This is a genomic window from Sphingobium sp. EP60837 (assembly GCF_001658005.1).
Classification (GTDB): Bacteria; Pseudomonadota; Alphaproteobacteria; order Sphingomonadales; family Sphingomonadaceae; genus Sphingobium; species Sphingobium tyrosinilyticum.
Genome location: NZ_CP015986.1, coordinates 2,428,362 through 2,449,392, shown reverse-complemented (window position 1 = coordinate 2,449,392; position 21,031 = coordinate 2,428,362). Strand labels below are relative to the sequence as shown.

At 62.5% G+C, this 21,031-nt stretch carries 11 protein-coding genes; 2 read left to right on the top strand and 9 right to left on the bottom strand.

Annotated features, from left to right (window positions below; translation table 11 throughout):
- Positions 1 to 83: 83 nt before the first annotated feature.
- The gene (gene parE / locus EP837_RS11900) at positions 84 to 2,057 is read left to right on the top strand and encodes a DNA topoisomerase IV subunit B (protein WP_066527820.1); all 1,974 of its coding nucleotides are present in this window, start codon (positions 84 to 86) and stop codon (positions 2,055 to 2,057) included.
- A gap of 79 nt (positions 2,058 to 2,136) precedes the next feature.
- A complete protein-coding gene (locus tag EP837_RS11895; RefSeq protein ID WP_066527818.1) occupies positions 2,137 to 3,180 on the top strand; it encodes a transglutaminase-like cysteine peptidase in 1,044 nt (347 codons plus the stop codon).
- A gap of 63 nt (positions 3,181 to 3,243) precedes the next feature.
- Here the strand turns inward: EP837_RS11895 and EP837_RS11890 are convergent, their stop codons facing one another.
- From EP837_RS11890 to apaG, 9 genes are all read right to left on the bottom strand, one after another.
- Positions 3,244 to 4,518, bottom strand: a complete 1,275-nt coding sequence (locus EP837_RS11890) for an HlyD family type I secretion periplasmic adaptor subunit (RefSeq protein WP_066527817.1) — start codon at positions 4,516 to 4,518, stop codon at positions 3,244 to 3,246.
- Entirely contained in the window at positions 4,515 to 5,501 is a 987-nt protein-coding gene (locus EP837_RS11885; protein ID WP_225870548.1) for a cell wall hydrolase, read from the bottom strand. The genes EP837_RS11890 and EP837_RS11885 overlap by 4 nt, the downstream gene beginning before the upstream one ends.
- Positions 5,498 to 7,657, bottom strand: a complete 2,160-nt coding sequence (locus EP837_RS11880) for a type I secretion system permease/ATPase (RefSeq protein ID WP_066527815.1) — start codon at positions 7,655 to 7,657, stop codon at positions 5,498 to 5,500. The genes EP837_RS11885 and EP837_RS11880 overlap by 4 nt, the downstream gene beginning before the upstream one ends.
- Positions 7,658 to 7,710: 53 nt before the next feature.
- Positions 7,711 to 9,105: a TolC family protein gene (locus tag EP837_RS11875; RefSeq protein ID WP_066527813.1), complete on the bottom strand. Its 1,395-nt coding sequence runs from the start codon at positions 9,103 to 9,105 to the stop codon at positions 7,711 to 7,713.
- Between the two features lie 14 nt (positions 9,106 to 9,119).
- Positions 9,120 to 9,827, bottom strand: coding sequence for an OmpA family protein (locus tag EP837_RS11870; RefSeq protein ID WP_082919625.1), 708 nt, complete (start codon positions 9,825 to 9,827; stop codon positions 9,120 to 9,122).
- Positions 9,828 to 9,882: 55 nt separating this feature from the next.
- Positions 9,883 to 18,537: a beta strand repeat-containing protein gene (locus EP837_RS11865; RefSeq protein WP_082919674.1), complete on the bottom strand. Its 8,655-nt coding sequence runs from the start codon at positions 18,535 to 18,537 to the stop codon at positions 9,883 to 9,885.
- A 679-nt stretch (positions 18,538 to 19,216) separates the two neighbouring features.
- Complete coding sequence (locus tag EP837_RS11860) at positions 19,217 to 19,780, bottom strand: tetratricopeptide repeat protein (RefSeq protein WP_082919624.1); 564 nt, start codon at positions 19,778 to 19,780, stop codon at positions 19,217 to 19,219.
- Positions 19,781 to 19,817: 37 nt separating this feature from the next.
- A complete protein-coding gene (locus tag EP837_RS11855) occupies positions 19,818 to 20,609 on the bottom strand; it encodes a LysR family transcriptional regulator (protein ID WP_066527808.1) in 792 nt (263 codons plus the stop codon).
- Entirely contained in the window at positions 20,606 to 21,004 is a 399-nt protein-coding gene (gene apaG, locus EP837_RS11850) for a Co2+/Mg2+ efflux protein ApaG (protein WP_066529336.1), read from the bottom strand. The genes EP837_RS11855 and apaG overlap by 4 nt, the downstream gene beginning before the upstream one ends.
- Positions 21,005 to 21,031 lie beyond the last annotated feature (27 nt).

Below are 21,031 nucleotides of genomic sequence, written 5' to 3'. Positions count from 1 at the left end.
ACCAGATTAAATTGGGGCCGGTTCACCGTTGAACCGGCCCCTCCCGCTTGCACAGACGGCGTACCCCCTTATAGCTTGTGCGCATGTCCGATCTGTTCGCGAGCCAGCCGCTCTCCTCTTCCGGTTATGATGCATCCTCCATCGAAGTTCTCGAAGGACTGGAGCCGGTGCGCCGCCGTCCCGGCATGTATATCGGCGGCACGGACGAGCGAGCGCTGCATCACCTTGCCAGCGAAGTGCTCGACAACAGCATGGACGAAGCGGTCGCGGGCCATGCAACCCGGATTGAGGTCACGCTGGAACCCGGCAACAAACTGACCATCACGGACAACGGTCGCGGGATCCCCGTTGGTCTCCATCCCAAATTCCCCGGCAAGTCGGCGCTGGAGGTCATTCTCACCACGCTCCATTCCGGCGGCAAGTTCACCGACAAGGCTTATGCAACCTCGGGGGGTCTCCATGGCGTCGGCATCAGTGTCGTCAACGCCCTGTCGGTCGTCACCGTCGTCGAAGTCGCCATCAACAAGGAATTGTTCCGCCAGAGCTTCGCCCAAGGGCTACCCACCAGCGGGCTGGAAAAGGTCGGAGCCGCTCCCAACCGGCGTGGCACATCGGTCAGCTTCATCCCGGATCATGAGATTTTCGGCGAGCAGAAGTTCAAACCCGCCCGGCTTTACCGCCTCGCACGCTCCAAAGCCTATCTGTTCGCAGGCGTCGAAATCCGTTGGAAATGCGCGCCCGAACTTATCAGCGACGACACGCCAGCCGACGCCGTCTTCCAATTCCCCGGCGGTCTTGCCGATCATCTTAAGGAACAGGTCGGCACGCGCGAATGTGCGACCAGCGCCTTCTTCTCCGGCAGCCAGGATTTTCCCGACACCGCCGGCCGCGTCGAATGGGCGATCGCTTGGCCGCTCTGGTCCGACGGCAGTTACAGCTGGTATTGCAACACCATCCCGACGCCGGACGGCGGCACCCATGAAACTGGCCTGCGCGCCGCACTCGTGAAGGGCATTCGGGCGTTCGCCGAACTGGTCGGCAACAAGAAGGCGAAGGACATTACCGCCGACGACATCGTGACCTCGTCAGAGATCATGCTGTCGGTCTTCATCCGCGACCCGCAGTTCCAGAGCCAGACCAAAGACCGACTCACCAGTCCCGAGGCTGCAAGGCTGGTCGAAAATGCGGTGCGCGACCATTTCGATCATTTCCTGTCCGATCATATGGAACGCGGCAAGGCGCTGCTCGCCTATGTGATCGACCGCATGGATGAACGCCTCAAGCGGAAGGCGGAAAAAGAGGTCAAGCGCAAGACCGCGACCAGCGCGCGCAAGCTCCGTTTGCCTGGAAAGCTGACCGACTGTTCGACCGACGATCCTGAAGGCACTGAAATCTTCCTGGTCGAAGGCGATTCGGCCGGGGGCTCGGCCAAGCAGGCGCGCGACCGCAAGACGCAAGCGATCCTGCCCCTGCGCGGCAAGATATTGAACGTCGCGTCGGCAAATAACGCAAAGATCCTCGCCAATCAGGAAATTGCGGACATGATCCTCGCGCTCGGCTGCGGCACGCGCAAGGACTGCAATCCTGACAATCTCCGCTACGAACGCATTGTCATCATGACCGACGCCGACGTGGATGGGGCGCATATCGCAACGCTGCTCATGACCTTCTTCTTTCAGGAAATGACGGAATTGGTGCGGCGCGGCCATCTCTACCTCGCGCAGCCGCCGCTCTACCGCCTCGTCGCCGGAGGCAAGAGCCTCTATGCCAAGGACGACGCCCATCGCGAGCAACTGCTCGCCAAGGAGTTCAAGGGGAAGAAGGTCGAAATCAGCCGCTTCAAGGGCTTGGGTGAGATGAATCCAATGCAGCTGCGCGAAACCACTATGGATCCCAAGACGCGCGGCCTGATCCGCATTACCCTTCCCGACGATGTCGAGGATCGGCAACAGGTGCGCGAACTTGTCGAACGGCTGATGGGCACCAATCCCGCACACCGCTTCGCCTTCATCCAGGAAAATGCTGCGACGGTCGATGAAGAGGCGATAGACGCCTGATTTCCTACATTAATGCCTATCGCCTCGTTAACCAGGGCGGCGCACCCTATGTTCAATTTTCTGCGGGATGGTGCGAAGCATGTCAGGCTTCGTCCCATTCCTTCGCACCTCCGCCCTGCTGGTTGCCCCGGCGCTGCTGCTGGCGGGCGCGAGCGGTCATGCCAGCGCCCAGGCTCCTCTGACCCTGCCGGCTACGCCTTATGCAGGCCAGAGCCAGGCTAACTACTCCCCCTCCGACCGCAACTCGGCAAATCTTTTGGCTGGAGGCATGAGCCGCCTTGCGGCGATCAGCGCGCAGCAGGGTGGTGCGGTGCCCGCCACATTCATCCGCGTGTCGCCCACCCCGGCGGCGGTCATGAATGACCGGCGAATTAGCGACTTCCTCGGCAAGCTGCCCGGCTGGCGATTGGAGGGCGTACAACTCTCAATAGCCGTCGCCGGTCTCGACTACCGCCAGCGCGATCTGACGCCAGCCTTCATGCGCGGCCTCGTGCCGACACCGGGGCCGCGTCCCACTGCTTTCCTGACATCAATACGGCCGACTCCGCTCTCCGACCAGCCTGCGCCGCGCATGGGTCAGCCCGATATATTCGGATCGGTCGCGCTGCCGATCGGACATACGGTGCTCGACGGCAAATGGGCTTCGATATCGCAGCCTCTGACCCGCAAGGGCCTGTGGGGCAACATCCTCCACACCGCGCAGGCCGCGGGCGGGCAACAGCAGATCGAGATGATCAACCGCTGGGTCAACCAGCGGCTGCGCTTCATTGATGATCGACAGGGTGGTGACAGCTGGGCACCGGCCAACCAGTCACTGCTCCGCGGCGCGGGCGATTGCGAAGATTATGCCATCGCCAAGATGAAGCTGCTCGAAGCGGTTGGCTTCGATCGCCGCGCCATGTTCCTCGTCATTGCCCGCGATTTAGCGCGCCAGGCTGATCATGCGGTGCTGGCAGTGCGGATCGGCAATGAACTCATGATCCTGGACAATATGACTGACAAGGTGCTCCCTTCGTCGCAGGTCAGCGATTACCGGCCAATCCTGAGCTTTAACGCCTATGGCCGTTGGACACACGGTTACCGCGTGACCAAGCCGCAGCCGGTGCAGTTCGCCGCACGCTGACTGTTCGCCGCCTTAGTGCCCTGAGCCTGTCGAATGGCAAGCGCACGGCGAAGGGCGGGGTGATCACCTTTCCCGCAATGCCTCCGACCGCGCCTTCATAATCGGCTTGAGCAGATAGGCCAGCACCGACTTCCGGCCGGTCAGTATCTCCACGTCGCACACCATGCCCGGCGTGATCGGCAGCTTGTGCGCGCCCGAGCCCAACCAGGCCCGATCCGTTTCTACGACCACGGTGAAATAGGCTTCACGCGTCGCTTCATCATAGACGCTGTCGGCCGACACCTGCTGCACCGTGCCGGTCAGCCCACCATAGATGGAAAAGTCGTAGGCGGTGACTTTCACCACGGCGCGGTCGCCGGTCTTGATGAAGGCGATGTCATTGGGCTTTACCCGCGCTTCGACCAGCAACTTGTCGCCCACCGGCACGATCTGCATGATCTTCTGCCCCGGACTGACGAAGCCGCCAATGGTCGTCACCTGAACGTCATTCACGACACCATCGACCGGAGAGCGAATTTCCGCCCGCTGCGCCCGCCCCTTGGCGCCCCGCAGCGATTCACTGTTCACCGCGATCTTTGCTTCCAACTGGCTGCGTTCGTTAAGTGCATCCTGGCGAAACTGGAAATTGGCTTCGGATAGTTGCGCCTGCGCCTCGCGGATGGCCGCGGAGGCACGCGAAGCCTGTTGCTGCGCCGCGTTCAACCGTCCCTGCGCATCCACCAGCTCTCGCCGGGCGTCGAGCAATTCTGTCTGCGGGATAATCGATTTCGCTGCCAGAGGCTCCAGCATCGACACGCGTTGCCGCGCTAATTGTACGCTGCCGGAAAGACTCGCGATCGTCGCCTGCGCTTCGCCCAGCTCACGTCGGCGCTGCTCAACCTGCGCCGACATGGCGTCCTGCTTGCTCCGCAATGCCGACTGCCGCACGTCGGCCAGCGCCTGTTCCTGCTGGCATTCAGGTCCGCCTGTCATGCAAGCCGCACCCGCGCCGGTGCCCTCCTTCTCCAGCCGACCCGCCCGCGCCGTCAACGAGCGGGTTTCGGCCTGAAGCTGCCCCAGTTCCGATGCCAGCATGGCGTCGTCCAGGCGCACCAGAAGCTGTCCCTTGCTCACCTTCTGGCCCGATCGGACAAGGATTTCCTCGATCGTCGTCGGTTCAGCGGACTGGATGACCTGCGCCTTGCTGGACGGGATCACCCGCCCCTGCCCATGCGTCACCTCATCGACGGGTGCCAGGCTGGCCCACATCAAGAAGACCAGCATGCCGCCGCCGCTGTAAAGAATGACCTGCTTGTTGCCCGGTTGCCCTCGCAGCCAGTTGATCCAGCGCGAAATCATGGTTGCACCCCTTGGATATTATGGTCGTCAGCGGCCAGCGTGATCGGCGCGACCTTTTCCTGGCGGGCGAGCATATCGCCCAATGCGCCGCCGCTCGGCGAAGGATCGGCAATCGATAGCTTCCACCCTTTGGTCGGGTCCATTCGCCCCCCGACATCATTGACCGCGCGCCGCTCCGTAAGGGCAGCGACCGGGGGATAATCGATCACGGACGCAGGCGCAGCGGCGTACCGCGACGGATCAAATGCCGGAATGTTTTCGCCCCCCGCATACCGCCCCGAAAAGGCGCTCGGCTGGCCCCACCCGCCCGGCCAGCGGTAGAAGATATGCGCGCCGATCTGAATCAGCTTCGCCAGATGGGGCGCCCAGCGCGGAAAAACATAATCGGCATGATAGTGGGTCGCGGTGCCGACGTCTTTCTCTACCCGCCCTCCCAGCGCATCCGTGGCGATCCGCTTCGCCCGGTCCCAGAGGGCCGGCGACGGCCGCCGCGCGAGCGAGCCGTCGCACACGAAGCTAAACTGGCAAACGGCAGCGTCGAACCGCTGATACACCACGCCGCACACCGTCTTGGCGAAGGCGGGGTGGCGCACGCGGTTCAGCACAACTTGGGCGACGGCCCGCTGGCCACTTTCGGGCTCATGCGCAGCTTCATAATAAATGGCCTGCGTAAGACATTGCAGCGCGCGATCATGATCCTCACCCGCTCCCCCCAGAGCGCGGAATGGCTTGGCCGCAGCGATATCGCCCCCAGCAAAACCAAGACGCTGATTTTCCTCCCGCGCCTTCTCACCTTCCGCTGCCGAATCAACCTTCTCGGTCATGGCAACCAGCGCCAGATATTTACCGGGAATCGCTGGAGCGGCCTCCATGATCTTTGCCTGTACCGCCGGACGCGGCTGACCTCCGTGCCAATATGCCGCCATCGTGACCGCAAGCGCTACCGGCGCTGCCATACCCACGCTGCGAACGAGCGCGCTCATTGCCCGGCTCCGCGCTGAAGATGGCCGATGATCTCGTCACGCGGCCCGTCTGCCAGCACGACACCCTGATCGATCACGATCAACCGATCGACGATCCGCAGCAATGCGTGACGATGCGTGGAGACGATCAGCGTCTGTTGGGGCTCCAGCGCCTTTTCCAGATGATCGATGAACAGATTTTCGGTCTGATTGTCCATCGCCCCCGTCGGCTCGTCCAGAAACAGCAGCTTGGCCGGTTCGACCAAGGCTCGCGCCAGTACGAGGAAGCTGCGCTGCCCACCTGAAAGGCGGTTGCCGCGCTCGCCGATATGCAGGTCGAAACCGGCGGCGTCGCGACCAAAGAAGCGGGACGCGCCGGAACGTTCCAGTGCTTCAAGCAGCTTCGCATCATCAGCCTCGCGTGCGCCGAGCAGCAGGTTCTCCCGCACCGATCCGCTGAACAACTCGGCATCCTGTCCCACATACCGGAAGGCGGAGCGCAACTCGTGCGGATGATATTGGCGGCTGTCGATGTCATCGATGGTCAGCACGCCGCCCGCTGGCGGGTAAAGGCCACAGATCACTCGGCCCAGCGTCGATTTTCCAGACGCTACCCGGCCGATAATCCCGATCCGCTCCCCGGGTTCGACCTTCAGGTTGATGCCGCGAAGGCTCGGCTGGCTTGCTCCCGGATAGGCGAACTCCAGATCCTTGGCAACGATCGCTCCCTTCCGGATCTTGGGGATGATGCCGCGTGCGCCGTCGAGCCGCTCGTCCGGCTGATCAATCAGCGTCTGCAGGCTACCAAGCGTGGTCATGGCCTGCCGCGCCCGGACGATCACGAAGGCAAGCTGCCCCACTGGCGAGAGCGACCGACCAGCCAGCATGACGATGGCGATGATTGCGCCCATCGAAATACTGCCCGCCGCAAACATGTAGAAGCCGCCGATCACCAGTGCGATGCTCGTCACCTGCTGGCACAGCGCGGCCAGAGTGACGCTCGTCGAACTCAACCGCCGCAGCTTCTCCTGCGTCGCCGCGCTCATCCGCGCATAACGCCGCCAGCGCTCGAGTACGCGCCCTTCAGCGCGGCAAGCCTTCAGCGTCTCGATGCCCCCGATCGCTTCGACCAGGGCCGCATTCTGCAGGCTGGCGTCGGCTTGGGCGTCGCGCGACAGCCGGGCCATCGACCGCTGCAGAAAGAACCCAGCGGCCGCCATGATCCCCATCATCACGACTGGTACGACGGCCAGCCAGCCGCCCAGCAGCGCAATGATCCCGACGAAGAAGAACAGGAACAGCACGTCGATCGCCAAAACGACGGTGGTGGACGTGAAGAATTCCCGTACCGATTCAAATTCGGACACGCGCCGCGCCAACGCCCCCGTGCTGCCCGCACGACTCGCCAGCGGCACATTCATCACCTTTTCGAACAGGCGTTGCGACAGGCGTTCGTCAATTTCGCGCCCTGCCTCATCGACAAGCCTTGCACGCGCCAGTCGCAGGGCGAAGTCGAGGCTGAAGGCCAGCATCACGCCAACGCCCAACACCCAAAGGCTGGACGCCGCCTTGTTCGGGATTATCCGGTCATAGACGTTCATCGTGAACAGGGGCAGCGCAAAGGCGAGCAGGTTGATGATCGCGGCTGCGAGCATCACATATCCGAAGGAGCCCCTCGCCCGCCACACCTCGCGCCAGAACCAATGCTGCCGCGCCCGCTCGTCCCAAGGACGTTCTTCAGCCCGCTCTCGGCCATGGTCGGCCATGACCACCAGCGCTTCGCCGGTAAAATGGCCGTCGAGGTCGCTGATCGCCGCCCAAACGGGCTCGGGCGCATGGGGCAGCTGCACCAGTGCATCCCCCTGGCGCACGTCCAGCAGCAGCAGAAAACGGTCATTCCGCAGCGGCAGGATGGCAGGCAGATTGCCCGGCCGCCACTTGTCCAACCGGCCCCGAACATGGTCCGTCAGCAACCCGATCTGATCGAGAGCCGATTCCGCCTGATGAAAGGGCAAGCGCCCCGATTCATCGACCGCCAGCCCCGCGCGGAGCCCCACGACCCCCGGCGATCGGTCGAAATGCCGCGCCACATGGGCGATGCAATCGACCAGCTCATCGCCGGGCGTGCCTTGATGGCTCAGCCATTCGGCCAAGCTAAGCGTGCTTCGTTCCAACATTGTTTACCCCGCGCCATCCCGGCTTGCGCCGGAATGACCCCAAAGATGGATACTCAGCCCGGATAGCGCCGACGTTGCAATTCGGCAGGCGGCAGGTCCGGAACATCATATTTCTTACGCGCATAAGGATTTGCGCCCGAAGGCTGCGCGATCCCCAGCGTGTCGAGCAACTGATTGGTCGCGGCGAGGATCTGATATTGCGCGAAGATTTCGGAGAAGCGCGCCGTTTCGCCGCGAACCTGCGTGTTGAACCGTGTGTTCTGGCTGTCCAGCACGTCCAGCAGCGAACGCCGTCCGACATTGAACTGCTCGCGATAGGAGACCAGCAGCGAGTCCGACACGGTGCCCTGACGCGACAGGTCGGTCAGGCGCTTCTTTTCCGTGTCCCAGCGATTCCACGCAGTGCGGACATCATCTTCCGCCTCGCGTTGACGCTGGCTCAGGCGAAATCGTGCTTCGCTCGCCCGGCGGGTCATTTCCTGCACCTTCGCCCGGTTGATGCCGCCGTTGAACAGCTGCCAGCGCACGACCACCCGGCCCTGCACGTCGTTGGTGCTGCCCTTGAAGCCATCGACATCTTCACCCACTCGGCCACGCCCTTCCAGCGTCACCGTCGGCCCAAGCTCTGACTTGGCTTCATCCACCACCGCATGGGCGGCCTGAATATCGGCCTCGGCTTCCCGGATGAGTGGATTATGGGTGCGCGCAGCCGCGATGGCCTCGTCCAAAGTCGGCGGCACAGCGCTCGTGACCGGATCGGGCATGCTCACCTGATCGATCGACAGGCCAGTCAGCGTCCGAAAGCTGATTGCCGCATTGGTCAGGTCCTGCTCTGCCTCGCTCTTGCGGACCAAGGCTGCCTGAAGCCGCTCCTCGGCCTGCTGCTGGTCAGCAATGCTGATCGAACCCTTGCTGACGCCTTCGCCCAGATCGCCCAGCAATTTGCGGTGGAAGGCGATATTGTCCTCTGCGGCCGCGACCACCCGCTGCTGGAGCATATAGTCCAGATATTGCCGTGTAACGTTCAGCGCCACGAACTGCGATCGCTCGCCCACCCGCAGTGCGGCGCCGTCGATCCGGGCCGCCTGGCGCCGCTTCTCCGCGCTGCGATAGCCCGAGTCAAAAAGGGTCTCTTCCGCTACCAGCCCCGCCTCAAGCGGCCAGAGCGTCTGGTCCTCAATGCCGATTGCGCGGCGCGTGGCGTTTTCCAGCCGCCGAACGCCCGCCGACCCTTCGATGCTGACGCGCGGCAGATAGAGCCCCTTGGCCTGCTCGCGCTCAAATTCGATGGCTTCCTTATTCTGGATCGCCTGGTTGATTTCCGGATGGCTGTCGATCGCCGCAGCGATTGCGCTTTTCAGGTCCGTGGTCTGGGCCCAACTCGTCCCCGCCATCGTCGCCACACAAAGGGCGATCAGGCTGCCGCATGTCTTGCGCATCAATGTCATGTTCGCCTCCCCCCTTAATTCGCGCTGGCTGTGATTTCGACGCGGCGATTCATCGGCTCGCGCACGCCATCGGCGGTTTCGATCTTCAGCTGGGTTTCGCCCAAGCCGCGGGCGGTGATGGCATCCGCCGCGATGCCGCCCTGGCCCAGCAGTCCCGCGACATTCTGAGCACGGCGAAGCGACAGCCCGTCATTATAGCGATTGCTGCCCGACGTATCGGTGTAACCGGTGACGCCAAAGCGCTTCCAGCCGCACTGAGCGGCCGATTGCGTCAACTGACCTACCGTAGCGGCGCCCTCCGGCAGGGGCGTGTCCATATTCCAGTCGAAGAAGATGGACACCGCCGGTGCCGTGCAGTCCAGCGCGGGTGGGGCTGAACCTGCGGCCGACACCGGCGGCGGTGGCGGCGCCGAAAGGCGTGCCACAAAGTCGTCGCACTTGTTGATGCTGTCCGCATCCCTAGTGCCGGATTTGATGAAACCGATGGCGATGCCGCACTGGTTCTTGGCTTCGACCGCCCAAGTCCAGCGGCTGTCCTGCGAAGTGCGCACGCTGGCGTCCCCCACCGCCGCGACCGCCGTGTCGTAACGGCTCCGCAGCGCATCCCTCAGTTCCGGCTTGCTCAGTTGCAGCAGGGGCGAGGCAGGCGCAGCCCAGGCGGCGCTCGACATCATCCCTACCAGCAGGCCGAAGGAGGCAATCCTTCCCACCCCGTTCGTCATCGTCAATCTCCCCATTTTGTCCCCGCGAGAGTCCCTGAATTGTTTTGTTCGCTCATCAGCCATGGGCCACGGCCATCGCTTCGTGCGCAGCGATCGCCGCCTCGAAGATCGCCGCTGCAGCCGCCGCCATATGGCCGCTGTCGATCGGTTCGGCCGCGACAGGATTGAGCATGACCGGCGCATGATCGCCGCCCGGCAGCGCCGCGAGCAGCGTGTCGATATGCGGCGCATCAGCCGCACCGAGCGCTTCACTCACGACCTCCGCCAGTGCCGTCGGAGCCGCCTCATGCGACACCGCAAGCAGCGCTGCGTTGCCATCGAAGGCGGGCAAATCGATCGACTGGGCCAGCAGCCCCTGATGATCGCCAAGATCGGGCTGCGCCGCATCCGCGCTGTCCATCATTGGGGCCGGACCAACGTCTGCATCGGCCAGCGTGACATGGTCCGTTGCGGCCTCGTCGCCGCCATGGTGACCCTGCTCCACCGGTTGTTCGACCGTATGGGAAGGCTGATCCTCCACAGTCACCGACGTTGGCGCGCTATCCTGCGGCGTCGTCTCGGCCTCGACAGACGTCGTGCTCGCCGGAGCCGTTTCAGTCAGCGGCGCATCCTTTGCGTCGATGACCGGAGCCTGCTCCTGCTCGATCACTTCGACGGCACCTGCGACGGCAACCAGGCTGGCCGCGACCAGCGCCTGGTTGAAGCCACTGCTGCTGCTATCCGCCGTCTTGCTTGCGTCGGTCGCCTTAGCCGTCGCGAACATGACGTCGCCAATCGTGCCTTTGCTGCCGTCAGTCCGGACAAAGCTCGCCTCACCCAGCACCGTGACATCGCCGCCTGCGGCCTGATAGCTCACACCGTTGGAGGTCAGCTCGATGGCGGCGACCCCGGCGTCGGTCAGCGACTTGAACTCGCCAGCATCGACCTGTCCGTTGCCATTTGCATCCTGCCACACGCCAAACTCGGCGAAGGCCGCATCCTTGGCATCGAAAACGCCGTCGCCATTGCTGTCATAAGCAAGGCGCAACCCTTCCAGATCGCTGGCCGCACCCTGTGCGTCGTCGGCGAAGACGATGTCATAGGACCCGCCGACCGCATGGGCGAGCAGCCCATCGTCGGACGCCATCCACGCCGTGTTGACGAGGCCGCTGCCATAATCATGCTGCACGCCCGCCGACAGGCCGACAAACTCCAACCCATCCCCGTCCAGGTCGATCGCGACAGGCGGCGCAGGCGGCGCGACTGGCGTCAGCGTGACGCTCACCGAAGCGTTGACGCTGTCGTTGTCCGCATCCGACGCGACGATCGCATGATTGATGTTGATTGGCGCGCCGCTGTTCAGCGTCTCGACGGAAAATACGCCAAGATCGAAATCATTATTGGAATGAGGCGATTCCACGAGCACCGCGTCGAAGCCTTTGGCGCCGACAATCTCATATGTGTCGTTCACCTGAAGGCCGGTAATGGTCACGCTTGTTGACGAGAAGGTGACGCCGATCGCGCCTTGCGTGCTCAGGCCGCCCGGTGTGAACGTATAGACGCTATTGGTGCTTACGTCGGTCACGACCACCTTGATGATCCCGACGAAAGACTCGCCGGCCTCATTGGTCGTCGATGAGAAGCCTAGATCCTGATCGTTATCGGCATCGATGGCCGTGACCTTGATCGACACCATGTTGTTGGGATTGCCGCCAACCTGCGCAATCTTCTGTTCGAAACTGATGACGCTCTGGTGATCGGCATAGGCGAAGCCGGTGGTGCCCCCCCCGCTGCTGGTCAGCGTCTTGACCAGATCGATGCGCACCGCCTCATCGGGATTGACCGACTGATTGTTGATGCCGATCGAATCGCTGTCGGTGTTGACGGAGCCCCGCGCACCCGAAGATCCCCGGCCGGAAAACAGCACGTCGATGGCGTCGGTCGTATCCACGCCCAGTCCGCGATAATCGGTGTTGCCTGCCTTCGCTGCGCTGAAGCTGCTGATCGAGATTTCGCTGCCGTTGGTGATCGTCCCGTGCAGGTCGAACAGATATTTGTCCGTCCCCGGCTGCAGCGTGATGGTATAGCCGATGTCCCCATCTGCGGTCTTGGCTGTGAGTACATTGGTGCCGTTCCCGTAGATGAACAGATCCTCGCCATTCAACCGCAGCGTCGCGCCGCCTGTATCTTTGGCGGGGGCGCCATCCGTAATGTTGAAGAGCACATTACCCACGCCATCTGCGCCTGCCACATTGGCGAAGTTCAGGTTGAACAGGGTAGCCGGGCTATCGTTGTTCTGCACCGATCCCGCAGCCGGGGTGAAGGCGCTCGGCATGTCATCGTTGAACGAGATGCCGAGCTGACCGATCGCCCGCGAACCTGCATTGGTGCTGGCGTTATAGTCGCTGTCCGTCACCTGATAATTCAAGGTCACAGACGCATTATTTTCGTTTCCTCCCGTGCTGTGGAGGACGTTGTCCAGAAGCGTGACCGTATAGGCTCCGGTCCCGGGATTGACGGCGACCTTGAACAAGTCGGTGCCCCGGCCGCCGACGATTGTCGCTGTGAGCGTATTCGTAGTGCCATTCCAGCTGTAGAGAACTGTGTCCGCACCCACTACGCCGGTCTGTCCATTTAAGTTGGCGAAGGTCACGCTGCCCGCACCATCCGGACCGAAGGCGAAGGGTAGCGTTCCGCTGAAGCTGGCCTCATTGGCAGCAGGGTCGGCGTCGCCAGCATTGGCGTTGACGTCGCCCAGGATACTGAGCGGATTGCCTCCGGTCAGGCCATCATCGTCCACGGTCGCAGCGGTCGTGCCAGCAGTCGGGAGGTTGGGGTCACCGGCGAAAGTGAACTTGAGCACGGCGTTGCCTGTATCGCCATCGGCATCCTTCATCACATAAGTGAAGCTGTCGAACGAGCCTGCTGGGACCGACGCCTTGGGCGTGTAGCTATACTGACCGTTGGAATAGATGGTCAGCGTGCCGAAGCTGCCATTGATGATCTGGCTGCCCCCTGCCGCAATGGCTACGTTATTGACGCTGGCCACGCTGCCTGGCTGATCCGCACCGATGAGATCATTGGAAAGGACATTTCCGGTGGACGCCGAAGCCGATTCACTCGTTCCGATATTGTCATCCGCTACGATCGGCCGGTCGTCATCAATGGCGATGCTGATCGATCCATTTGCGGTTTCATTTTCCGCATCGGTGATTTGGACGGCAATGGTCAGCGACTTGTCGTCTTCACTCGCCGGATCGCTGTGCTGAATCGGCGCGAGCAGTTCGAAGCGATAGGCGCCTGTCTCAACGTCGGTGATCTTCAAGGTGAAGACATCAACGCCCGTTACGGCGTCCTCACCGGTAAGGACATGCGTCGAAGGATCCCAGACCGTGCGCACGACATTGCCCGACAGCGTTCGCAGGCCAGTATCATTCGCTGATGCGAGCACGATATCGCCCGGGCCATCCTGGCCGAAGCTGAAGCTCGCCAAAGTCCCGGTTTTCACGACATCCGCGCCCGGGGCATCGCCCGGCTGAGACAGGCTGATACCGTTCGCCAGGCCGTCCTCGTCCACCGTGAACGACGCTGCCGCCGCGTTGATTGACGGCCCAGTATCGGTCAGCTGGACCGAGAAGGTAGCGCTCGCCGTATCCCCGTCGCCATCCTTGATCGTGTAAGTGAAGATCTCGGTGACCGGCGCATAAGGCGCTGCGACATTATGGTGCGAGCTATAGAGCAGGTTTCCGTTCACGATGGAGATAGTGCCGCCCAAGCTGCCGGTGCCGATGACGATCGCCGGAGAGCCCTGCCCGTCCGCGCCATAGCTGTCATTGCCCGTCAACCCCGCGACCGTCCCAATCAGGACGGCCGTGGCATTGTCATCCAGCACCGCCAACTGGCCATCGTTACCCGCGGTCGGAATATCATCCGAAACCGAAAGATTGACGGTCGCGGTAGCCGAGCTGCCATCTTGGTCGGAGGCAGTCACGCCGACGCTACCCAGTGCGGCCAGATCATCCTGATTGATCACGGGATGGCTATCATAATTGTCGATCAATGTTGCGGTGACCGTCACGTCGCCGCTCGACCCGGCACCGATCGACGCGGGTGCGGTCAGAGTCAGCGTAATGATCTTGGTGCCGGTGTTAATGCCGCCATCCCAGCCTTCGATCAGCGTGGCGCTCACCCGGTTCCAGGTCAGTCCACCACCGAGTGAATTGAGGTTCTGCGAGAAGGCAAAGCCCGTCAGCGCATCCGATCCCGCGGTGAAGCTGATCTTGCCCGAAGCGAAATCATCTCCGGCAGGCGTGCTGCCATTCGCCAGATTCTGGTCGTCCATTTGCAGGCTCAGCGGAGCGCCAGCGGTCGGCCCTGCGCCATCAGTAATGGAGATCGTCTGCGTATCCTGCGCCACGTCATTGTCGGCGTCCGTCACCTTGACGGTGAAGCTCAGCGACGGATCAGACGCGTTGTTCAGATTATTGTTGGATACCAAGGCCCAGGTGCCGTTGGAGTTGACTGTCAGCGTGCCCAGGCCAGTATTGATGGGCGTACCAATCGCATAGCTGTTCGCGCCGACGACAACCACCGTCGAAGCGCCCGGTTGATCTGCACCGATCGTCTGCGACCAGGTGCCGGTCGCCGTCGCGCCCTCAATGACCGTCGTGTCGCCATCAACCGCCGCGATCGGCGCATCATCCTGCACCGTCACATCGATGCTGGCGGATGGCGACACATCACCGTCGCTATCAGTCACGCGGACGGCAAAGCTATCGCCGGGCAGCGTGTCAGCTGCGCCGCTGATGCCGTCACCGTCGAAAGCATTGTTGTCAGGATGCGCGGGATTGTTGACGGCCAGCGTGTAGCTGTAGCTGTAATGACCCAAACCGTCCGACGTGACAGTCAAAGCGCCAGCCGCGCCCTGCACTACCACCGGCGTTCCCACCGTGGCGCCGGTCACATCCTGCCAGACGCCATTCTTGTCCTGCACCTCGACCTTGGTCAAAGTATCGCCGCCGGTCGTGATTGTCATCGCGCCACCGGCGGTCTCGCTATTGCCGCCCGACTGCGTACCGTTGGGAAGGCCCGCTTCGGAAACCGTCAGGTCGCCCACCAGCACCACGGGCGTCGAATCGCCCGCGAGCGTTATGGTCACGGTTGCGGTGGAACTGTCGCCGTCACCGTCGGTGATGGTGTAGGTGAAGCTGTCCTCTCCGATCGCTCCGGCGGCCGGGGTATAAAGAAATACGCCGTTGCCCTGATAGACCGCGGAGCCCTGCGAAGGCCCGCTAGTCAGAACCAACTGCCCTCCGACCGCAAGATTCACCTCGTCCGCGCCAAGCGTGTCGGCGCCGGCAGCACCGGTCAAAGTGCCTTCGCCAGTCACGACATTGATCAGCACCGCCGCATTTTCCGCCTGCTGCACCGCGACGTCATCACGCGCTTCCGGCGCGTCATCGAATACCGCTACATCCAGGCTGGCGCTTGCCTGCGATCCGTCAGTGTCCAGCACCTCCACCAGGAAGCTGTCCGTGAGGCTCACATCGTTAGCGCCCGCATGCAGCAGCGTGTTGTCGTTCAGCACATAGCTGTAGTTGATGGTGCCGCCGACCACATCCCCATCGGCCCCGGTCGTGGGCATGAAGCTGTCGATCTTCAGCGTGCCATAGGCGTTGGAAATGACGACGCCCGCGATGAACGAACCATTGGCGAAGATCGTCTGTCCGCCGACCGTAACAGTGGCTACCCCATCAGGCGCGGTAAGCGTGAAGCTGTTGCTTTGGGTCAGTTCGCCCGCATTGGGCGAGCTGCCGTTCAGAAGATCGTCTTCACGAACAGTCAGTTCGGCACCCTTGCCGCTCAGCCCTTCGATGGTGACGCCATCATCGCTACCCTCGATCGTGATGGTCAGCGTCGCTTGGGCGCTGTCATTATCACCATCGGTGATGCTGTAGGTGAAGGTCTCTGTCAGCGTCTCGGTGGAATCCAGCCCTTGGACCACCCCATTCTGATTATCGAGCGTGTAGAAATAGCGCCCATCTTCCAGGATCGTCAGCGTTCCATAAACACCCTTGACCTCCTGACCCACCACGCCTGCGACACCGCCGAAAGAAATGCCGGTGACGCTCGCGCCATCGGCGCCCTGAACGTCCGCCACGCCGTCGGTCGCGTTCGCATCGTCGCCGCCCGATCCGGTCAGCACATTGCCGTCAGCCACCAGCGGCCCGTCCTCCTTGACGAAGTCCACGTCCGCAAAAGCGGTCGGATGATCGTCCAGGATAGTGATGACCAGCGTGTCGGTGGCGCTGTCGCCATCGACATCGGTCACCGTTACCTCGAAACTGTCGGTGACGGGCTCGCTGCCGCTATTGTTAGTGTTGGTTGTCAGCGTATAGCTATATTCAATCCGGCCTTCGCTGACGGAGATGATCTCCAGATAGCCCTTGTCGGTCTGAATCTGCTGGCCAGCCTGAACGACCGGAATGCCGTTTATCGTGACCGTTGATGGCGCGTCCGGCGCGGTATAGGTGATGACGCCGGCCGTCGTCTCGACATCGGCTCCTGCATTCGACCCGGGCGCAGCGCCCACGCCCGCGTCCAAACCGGCCTCGTCCACAACCGTGCCCTCGCCCATGCGAGGGATGGAGATAATCATGACGTCGCTGTCGGCGATGTCGATGCGCAACGTCGCAACGCTCAGATCGCCATCGCCGTCGCGCAGCGTGTAGGTGAAGCTGTCGCTGACGCCGCCCGGCGTGCCCGCGTCGCGGACATAGCTGTAGCTGCCGTCGCCATTCAGCGTCAGCGTGCCATAGAGGCCATGGATGCCCTGACCGACGGTTGAGGTGCTCACCAGCGCGGCTTCACTCACCCCTGCGGCGACACCTGCAACCGTGGCATCATCCGCGCCGCGCGTGTCCGCGCCTGCCGCGCCCGACACAGTGCCAGCGCCGCTGATGACGTTGCCGCCTTCCGGACCATAGCTGCCCGCAGCGACGCCATCCACATCCGCACGCGCCGTCGGCAAGTCATCGACGATCTGCACATCGATCGACCCCGCTGCGGTCGATCCGTTGCGATCGGTGGCAACCACGTCAAAGCTCTGGAAGACATTATCCGCACCAGCAGCGCCATGACCCAGGCTGTTATCGGTGAGCAGGAAAGTATAGCTGAAGCTTCCCGCAGTCGGCACACCGCCCTGCTGGCTGGTCGCAGTAAAGCCAGTGATGGTCAGCGTGCCAAGCGGCGTCGTCACCACCTGACCGGCGACGAAGGCACCGTTGGCCAGCACAGTCACGCCACCCATGGTCACGCTGGTCAGGCCATCAGGGCCGCTGACAGCGAAGGAGCCGCTCTGAGTCAGCGCCGCCGCATCGGGCGAGCTGCCGTCCGCCAGATCATTTTCCAGTACGACCAGCTCTGCGCCATTGGCGCCCGGTCCATCGGTCAAGCCGGTTATGGTGACCCCGTCGTCCGCCCCATTTATGGTGATGGTCAGCGTCGCCGAAGAGGCGCTGCCGTCTGCATCGGTGATGGTATAGCTGAAGCTGTCGGTCAGTGTCTGGCCCGGCGTCAGGAACTGCACTGCCGGATTGCCGTTCGCCAGCTCATAGCGGTAGCCGCCACCAGCCGACAGGACCAGCGTACCGTAGGCACCCTGGAAAGTGCCGGTGGTGATGCTGGTGACGCCATCTGCGCCCTGCACATCGGCAACGCCATCCGAGCTGTTTGCATCGCTGCCGCCCGTGCCTGTCAGCACATTGCCGTCTGCAACCAGCGGGCCGTCTTCGGTCACGCTGTCCGCGTCGTTGACAGCTTGCGGGCCATCGTCGGTGATGGAAATGCTCAGGGTTGCTGTCGCCTGATCCCCATCCGCATCCGTGACGACCACGGTGAAGACGTCGGTTGGCGGCCCACCTACGACATTGTCGCTCAGCGTATAACTATAACCGATCGAGCCATCTTCGATGGAGGTGATGGTCAGCACACCCAAAGACGTGGTGAAGGTCTGCCCGACACTCGTGACGGCCACGCCGCCAATGGTGACGACGGACGGCCCGTCATTGGCGGAAAAGACAATGGTGCCGCTTGTCCGCTCGCTGTCACCGGCTGCGGCAGACCCAGCTGGCTCCGCGCCCCGCGCGGCCAGGCCAGCCTCGCTCACCGTCGCGGTGGCGTTGGTAGCGCCGGCCGGCTGATTGGGCGTGATGATCTCCCCATCGGGCCCGTCATCTTCGAGCGGAGCGATCGGCAGGATCTCGCGCTCTTCGGTTTGATTGAATGACAATTCCGTTGGCGGCAGCAGGTCGCCCAACCCATGGGGATCGCCAACCTCGCCATCGGCGGCCAGGAAGTTGCCGCCAGAACTGCGCGCCGGACCGGCAGCAGGCTGAGGCTCTTCGCCAATCAACAGGGCGGCCAGGTTGACGGAGGGGATTTCAACGTCACCCACGACGATCCGCGGCACGACCACCGCGCCATCCAGGATCACCATCTGCGTGCCATCGGGCAGCGTGACGACCAGGTTGCGGCCGTCCACCTCGATGTGGTTGATGTCGGTTCCGGCAGGCAGCACGACGGTGCCGTCCGGACCAGGCGTCACGGTGCGCATCGTTCCGGGCTGGATGGGATGGCCTTTTACCCGCGCGGCGAGTGCGGCAAGTTCCGGCTCAGGCGCCTGCTGGCGGTCAGCGGCAGCATCGACATTCCATTCGCGCTCGAAATCCATCTTTCCATCCCAACCTGTCGCCATGGGACGGACCGAAGAAGCGCGCAGAAGACCATTTCCGAACGCAGCCTTGCATCGGAATTATATCTTCACCGACATACGGCATTAGCGGATCAGCTATTGCCCCCTGTCTGCAATCTCCCGCCGGTTGGACCACCAGTCCTTACCGCCCCGGATTAACCCTATTGTCTTATGCTTCTGACCCGATGAGCTATCTTATTAGGCAGTAGTAATTGGAGTCATCTAAAATCAACTTTTGTTAACCAATATAACGCAGTAGTCCCCTAAAAATGACTTATCCTCTATTGCTTTGGATATATTTGTTTTTACGCATCTATATCGTTCAGCCTATAGCCTGAACTTAATCAAGGTTAACAAATCTGTTGCCGGGAACGCGACTCGGGGAGCTTGCCCCGGCTTCAGAAAATGCATCCGGGCCTTAGTCTCGCTGGTCACAGGCGCTAAAAACAAAGCGGGCGACCAGCGCTTCCGCCGATCGCCCGCCCTTTCGCGACCCATAGGATTCTTTTCCGGTGTAGTGGTCAATTCCCCAAATATGGGAAATCAAACGCCCCCGTCCGATGGATGGCCTTGGATAGCAATCGCGGATTGTTTAGCAATTCACCCGAAGAACTATGGCTAATGATATAAGCAAGGTGCTAGCGTATCGGGAAACACTTCACTCGCGCCCTGCGCTCAGACTAAGACCCGGTATTTCCGCCAGTATCTTCTCCATCCGCTGGCTGCGTTCGCTGGCCGAGCCGGTGGTGCGGCGAAATGTGTCCCACGCATATTTCGCCAGTGGTCTCGCTGCGTCGGGGCGTTTGCGCGCCAAATAGAAGTCGATCAGGTTCTCCAGCGCCGTCTGGCTGTTCGGATCATCCTCACCCCGCGTGCGCAGATAAGAGTCGAAAACGCGGCGCAACAACTGCTCCGCCTCTCGATATTGCCCTGCGGACTCCAGCGGCAGCGCCAGATCATTGGCCGAGATCAGCGTGCGCGGATCATCAGGGCCGAATAGCTCTTCGCCCAAAGCGAGAGCTTTGCGCGCCGCCTCGACCGCCTCCGCCGCATACCCTTGCGCATAAGCCGACTGCGCCGCAGCCACCAGGGTGCGCCACTCCTTCTCCCGTGTCTCTGTCACGCCAGCGACATAGGGTGCCTGGGCCCAAAGTGGCGGTGACAGAAAAATCAGTAGAAGAACGCCCAAGCCTAGCTTTTTGCTGAAGACATGATGGGCCATTCCACCCCCTCCCCCACAGCCGCAGACCGCCGGATAATCAGGAAGTCAGCGCCTCTATCAACGCTTTCACCTTTTTCTGCCGCCATTGCGGCAAGGGCGCGATCAGCCAATAGGCAAGCGGCGTCTCCACCGCGTCGCCGACAGCACGCACCCGGCCCGCATTGATATCGGCTTGCGCCAGCAGTAGTGGCACCGTGGCCCGTCCAAAGCCGTTGATAGCCGCTTCGATGGCAAGCCCGGCATCGGCGACGCGGATCGTCGCCGGCTCGCTTGCCGCCGGGCAGCCTGGCCAGTCGATGCGGTGTTCAGGGCCTCCCTCCGCACCCTCGACGGTCACGAAGCTCGCTTCCCCCAGCTTCACGCCTTCATGCTCGCCAGGCCCTTCTGCCAGCCGCAACGCCAGGTCCAGATTGGCCTCGGTGAAGTCCAGCGTTTCATCTGCCGCGACGAGAGCGAATTTCAGGTCAGGCTGACCCGCAGCATAGCTTGCAAGGCGCGGCTGCAGCCATTTCGCGGTAATGTCGCGCGGCGCTGCGATCGTCAGCGAGGAACTGGACTGCCCCGCCTGCATAGCCCGCACCGCTTCTTCAAATTCCAGGAAACCCGCCCGCAAAGCCTCCAGCCCCGCCTCGGTCTCCGGCGTCAGTTCCAGCCCCTTGGGCGTGCGGCGGAACAGAACGACGCCCAGCAGATCCTCCAACGCGCGTATCTGCTGTCCGACGGCCGCAGGCGTAACCGCCAGCTCGTCCGCCGCGCGGGTGAAGGACAGGTGCCGCGCCGCCGCATCCAGCACGCGCAGGCCATTAAGCGGCAAGTGGGTACGCTTCATTCAGCAACCGCCGGCGCTATGAGCGCGAAGTGGGGAATGGCAATGTCGAACGTCTCCCCGCTGGCGCCGATCATGTGGTAATGGCCGCGCATCGATCCTGTGGGCGTGTTGAGCGGACAGCCCGATACATAGTCATAGCTTCTGCCCGGCTGCACCACCGGCTGCTCTCCCACGACACCATCGCCATCGACACGATGCTGCGTTCCACGGCCATCGGTGATGACCCAGTGACGAGTCAGCAACTGCACCGGCTGGTCGCCATCATTCTCGATCCGGATATGATAGGCCCAGAACCAACGCCCCCTGTCCGGTTCCGATTGTTCGGGCAGGAAGGTGACGGCCACATGCACGTTGATGTCGCGCGTGGTCGCGTGGAAGGGGAAAAGCGCATTCACGAGAAAAGGATGCGCCTTTCGCCCCGC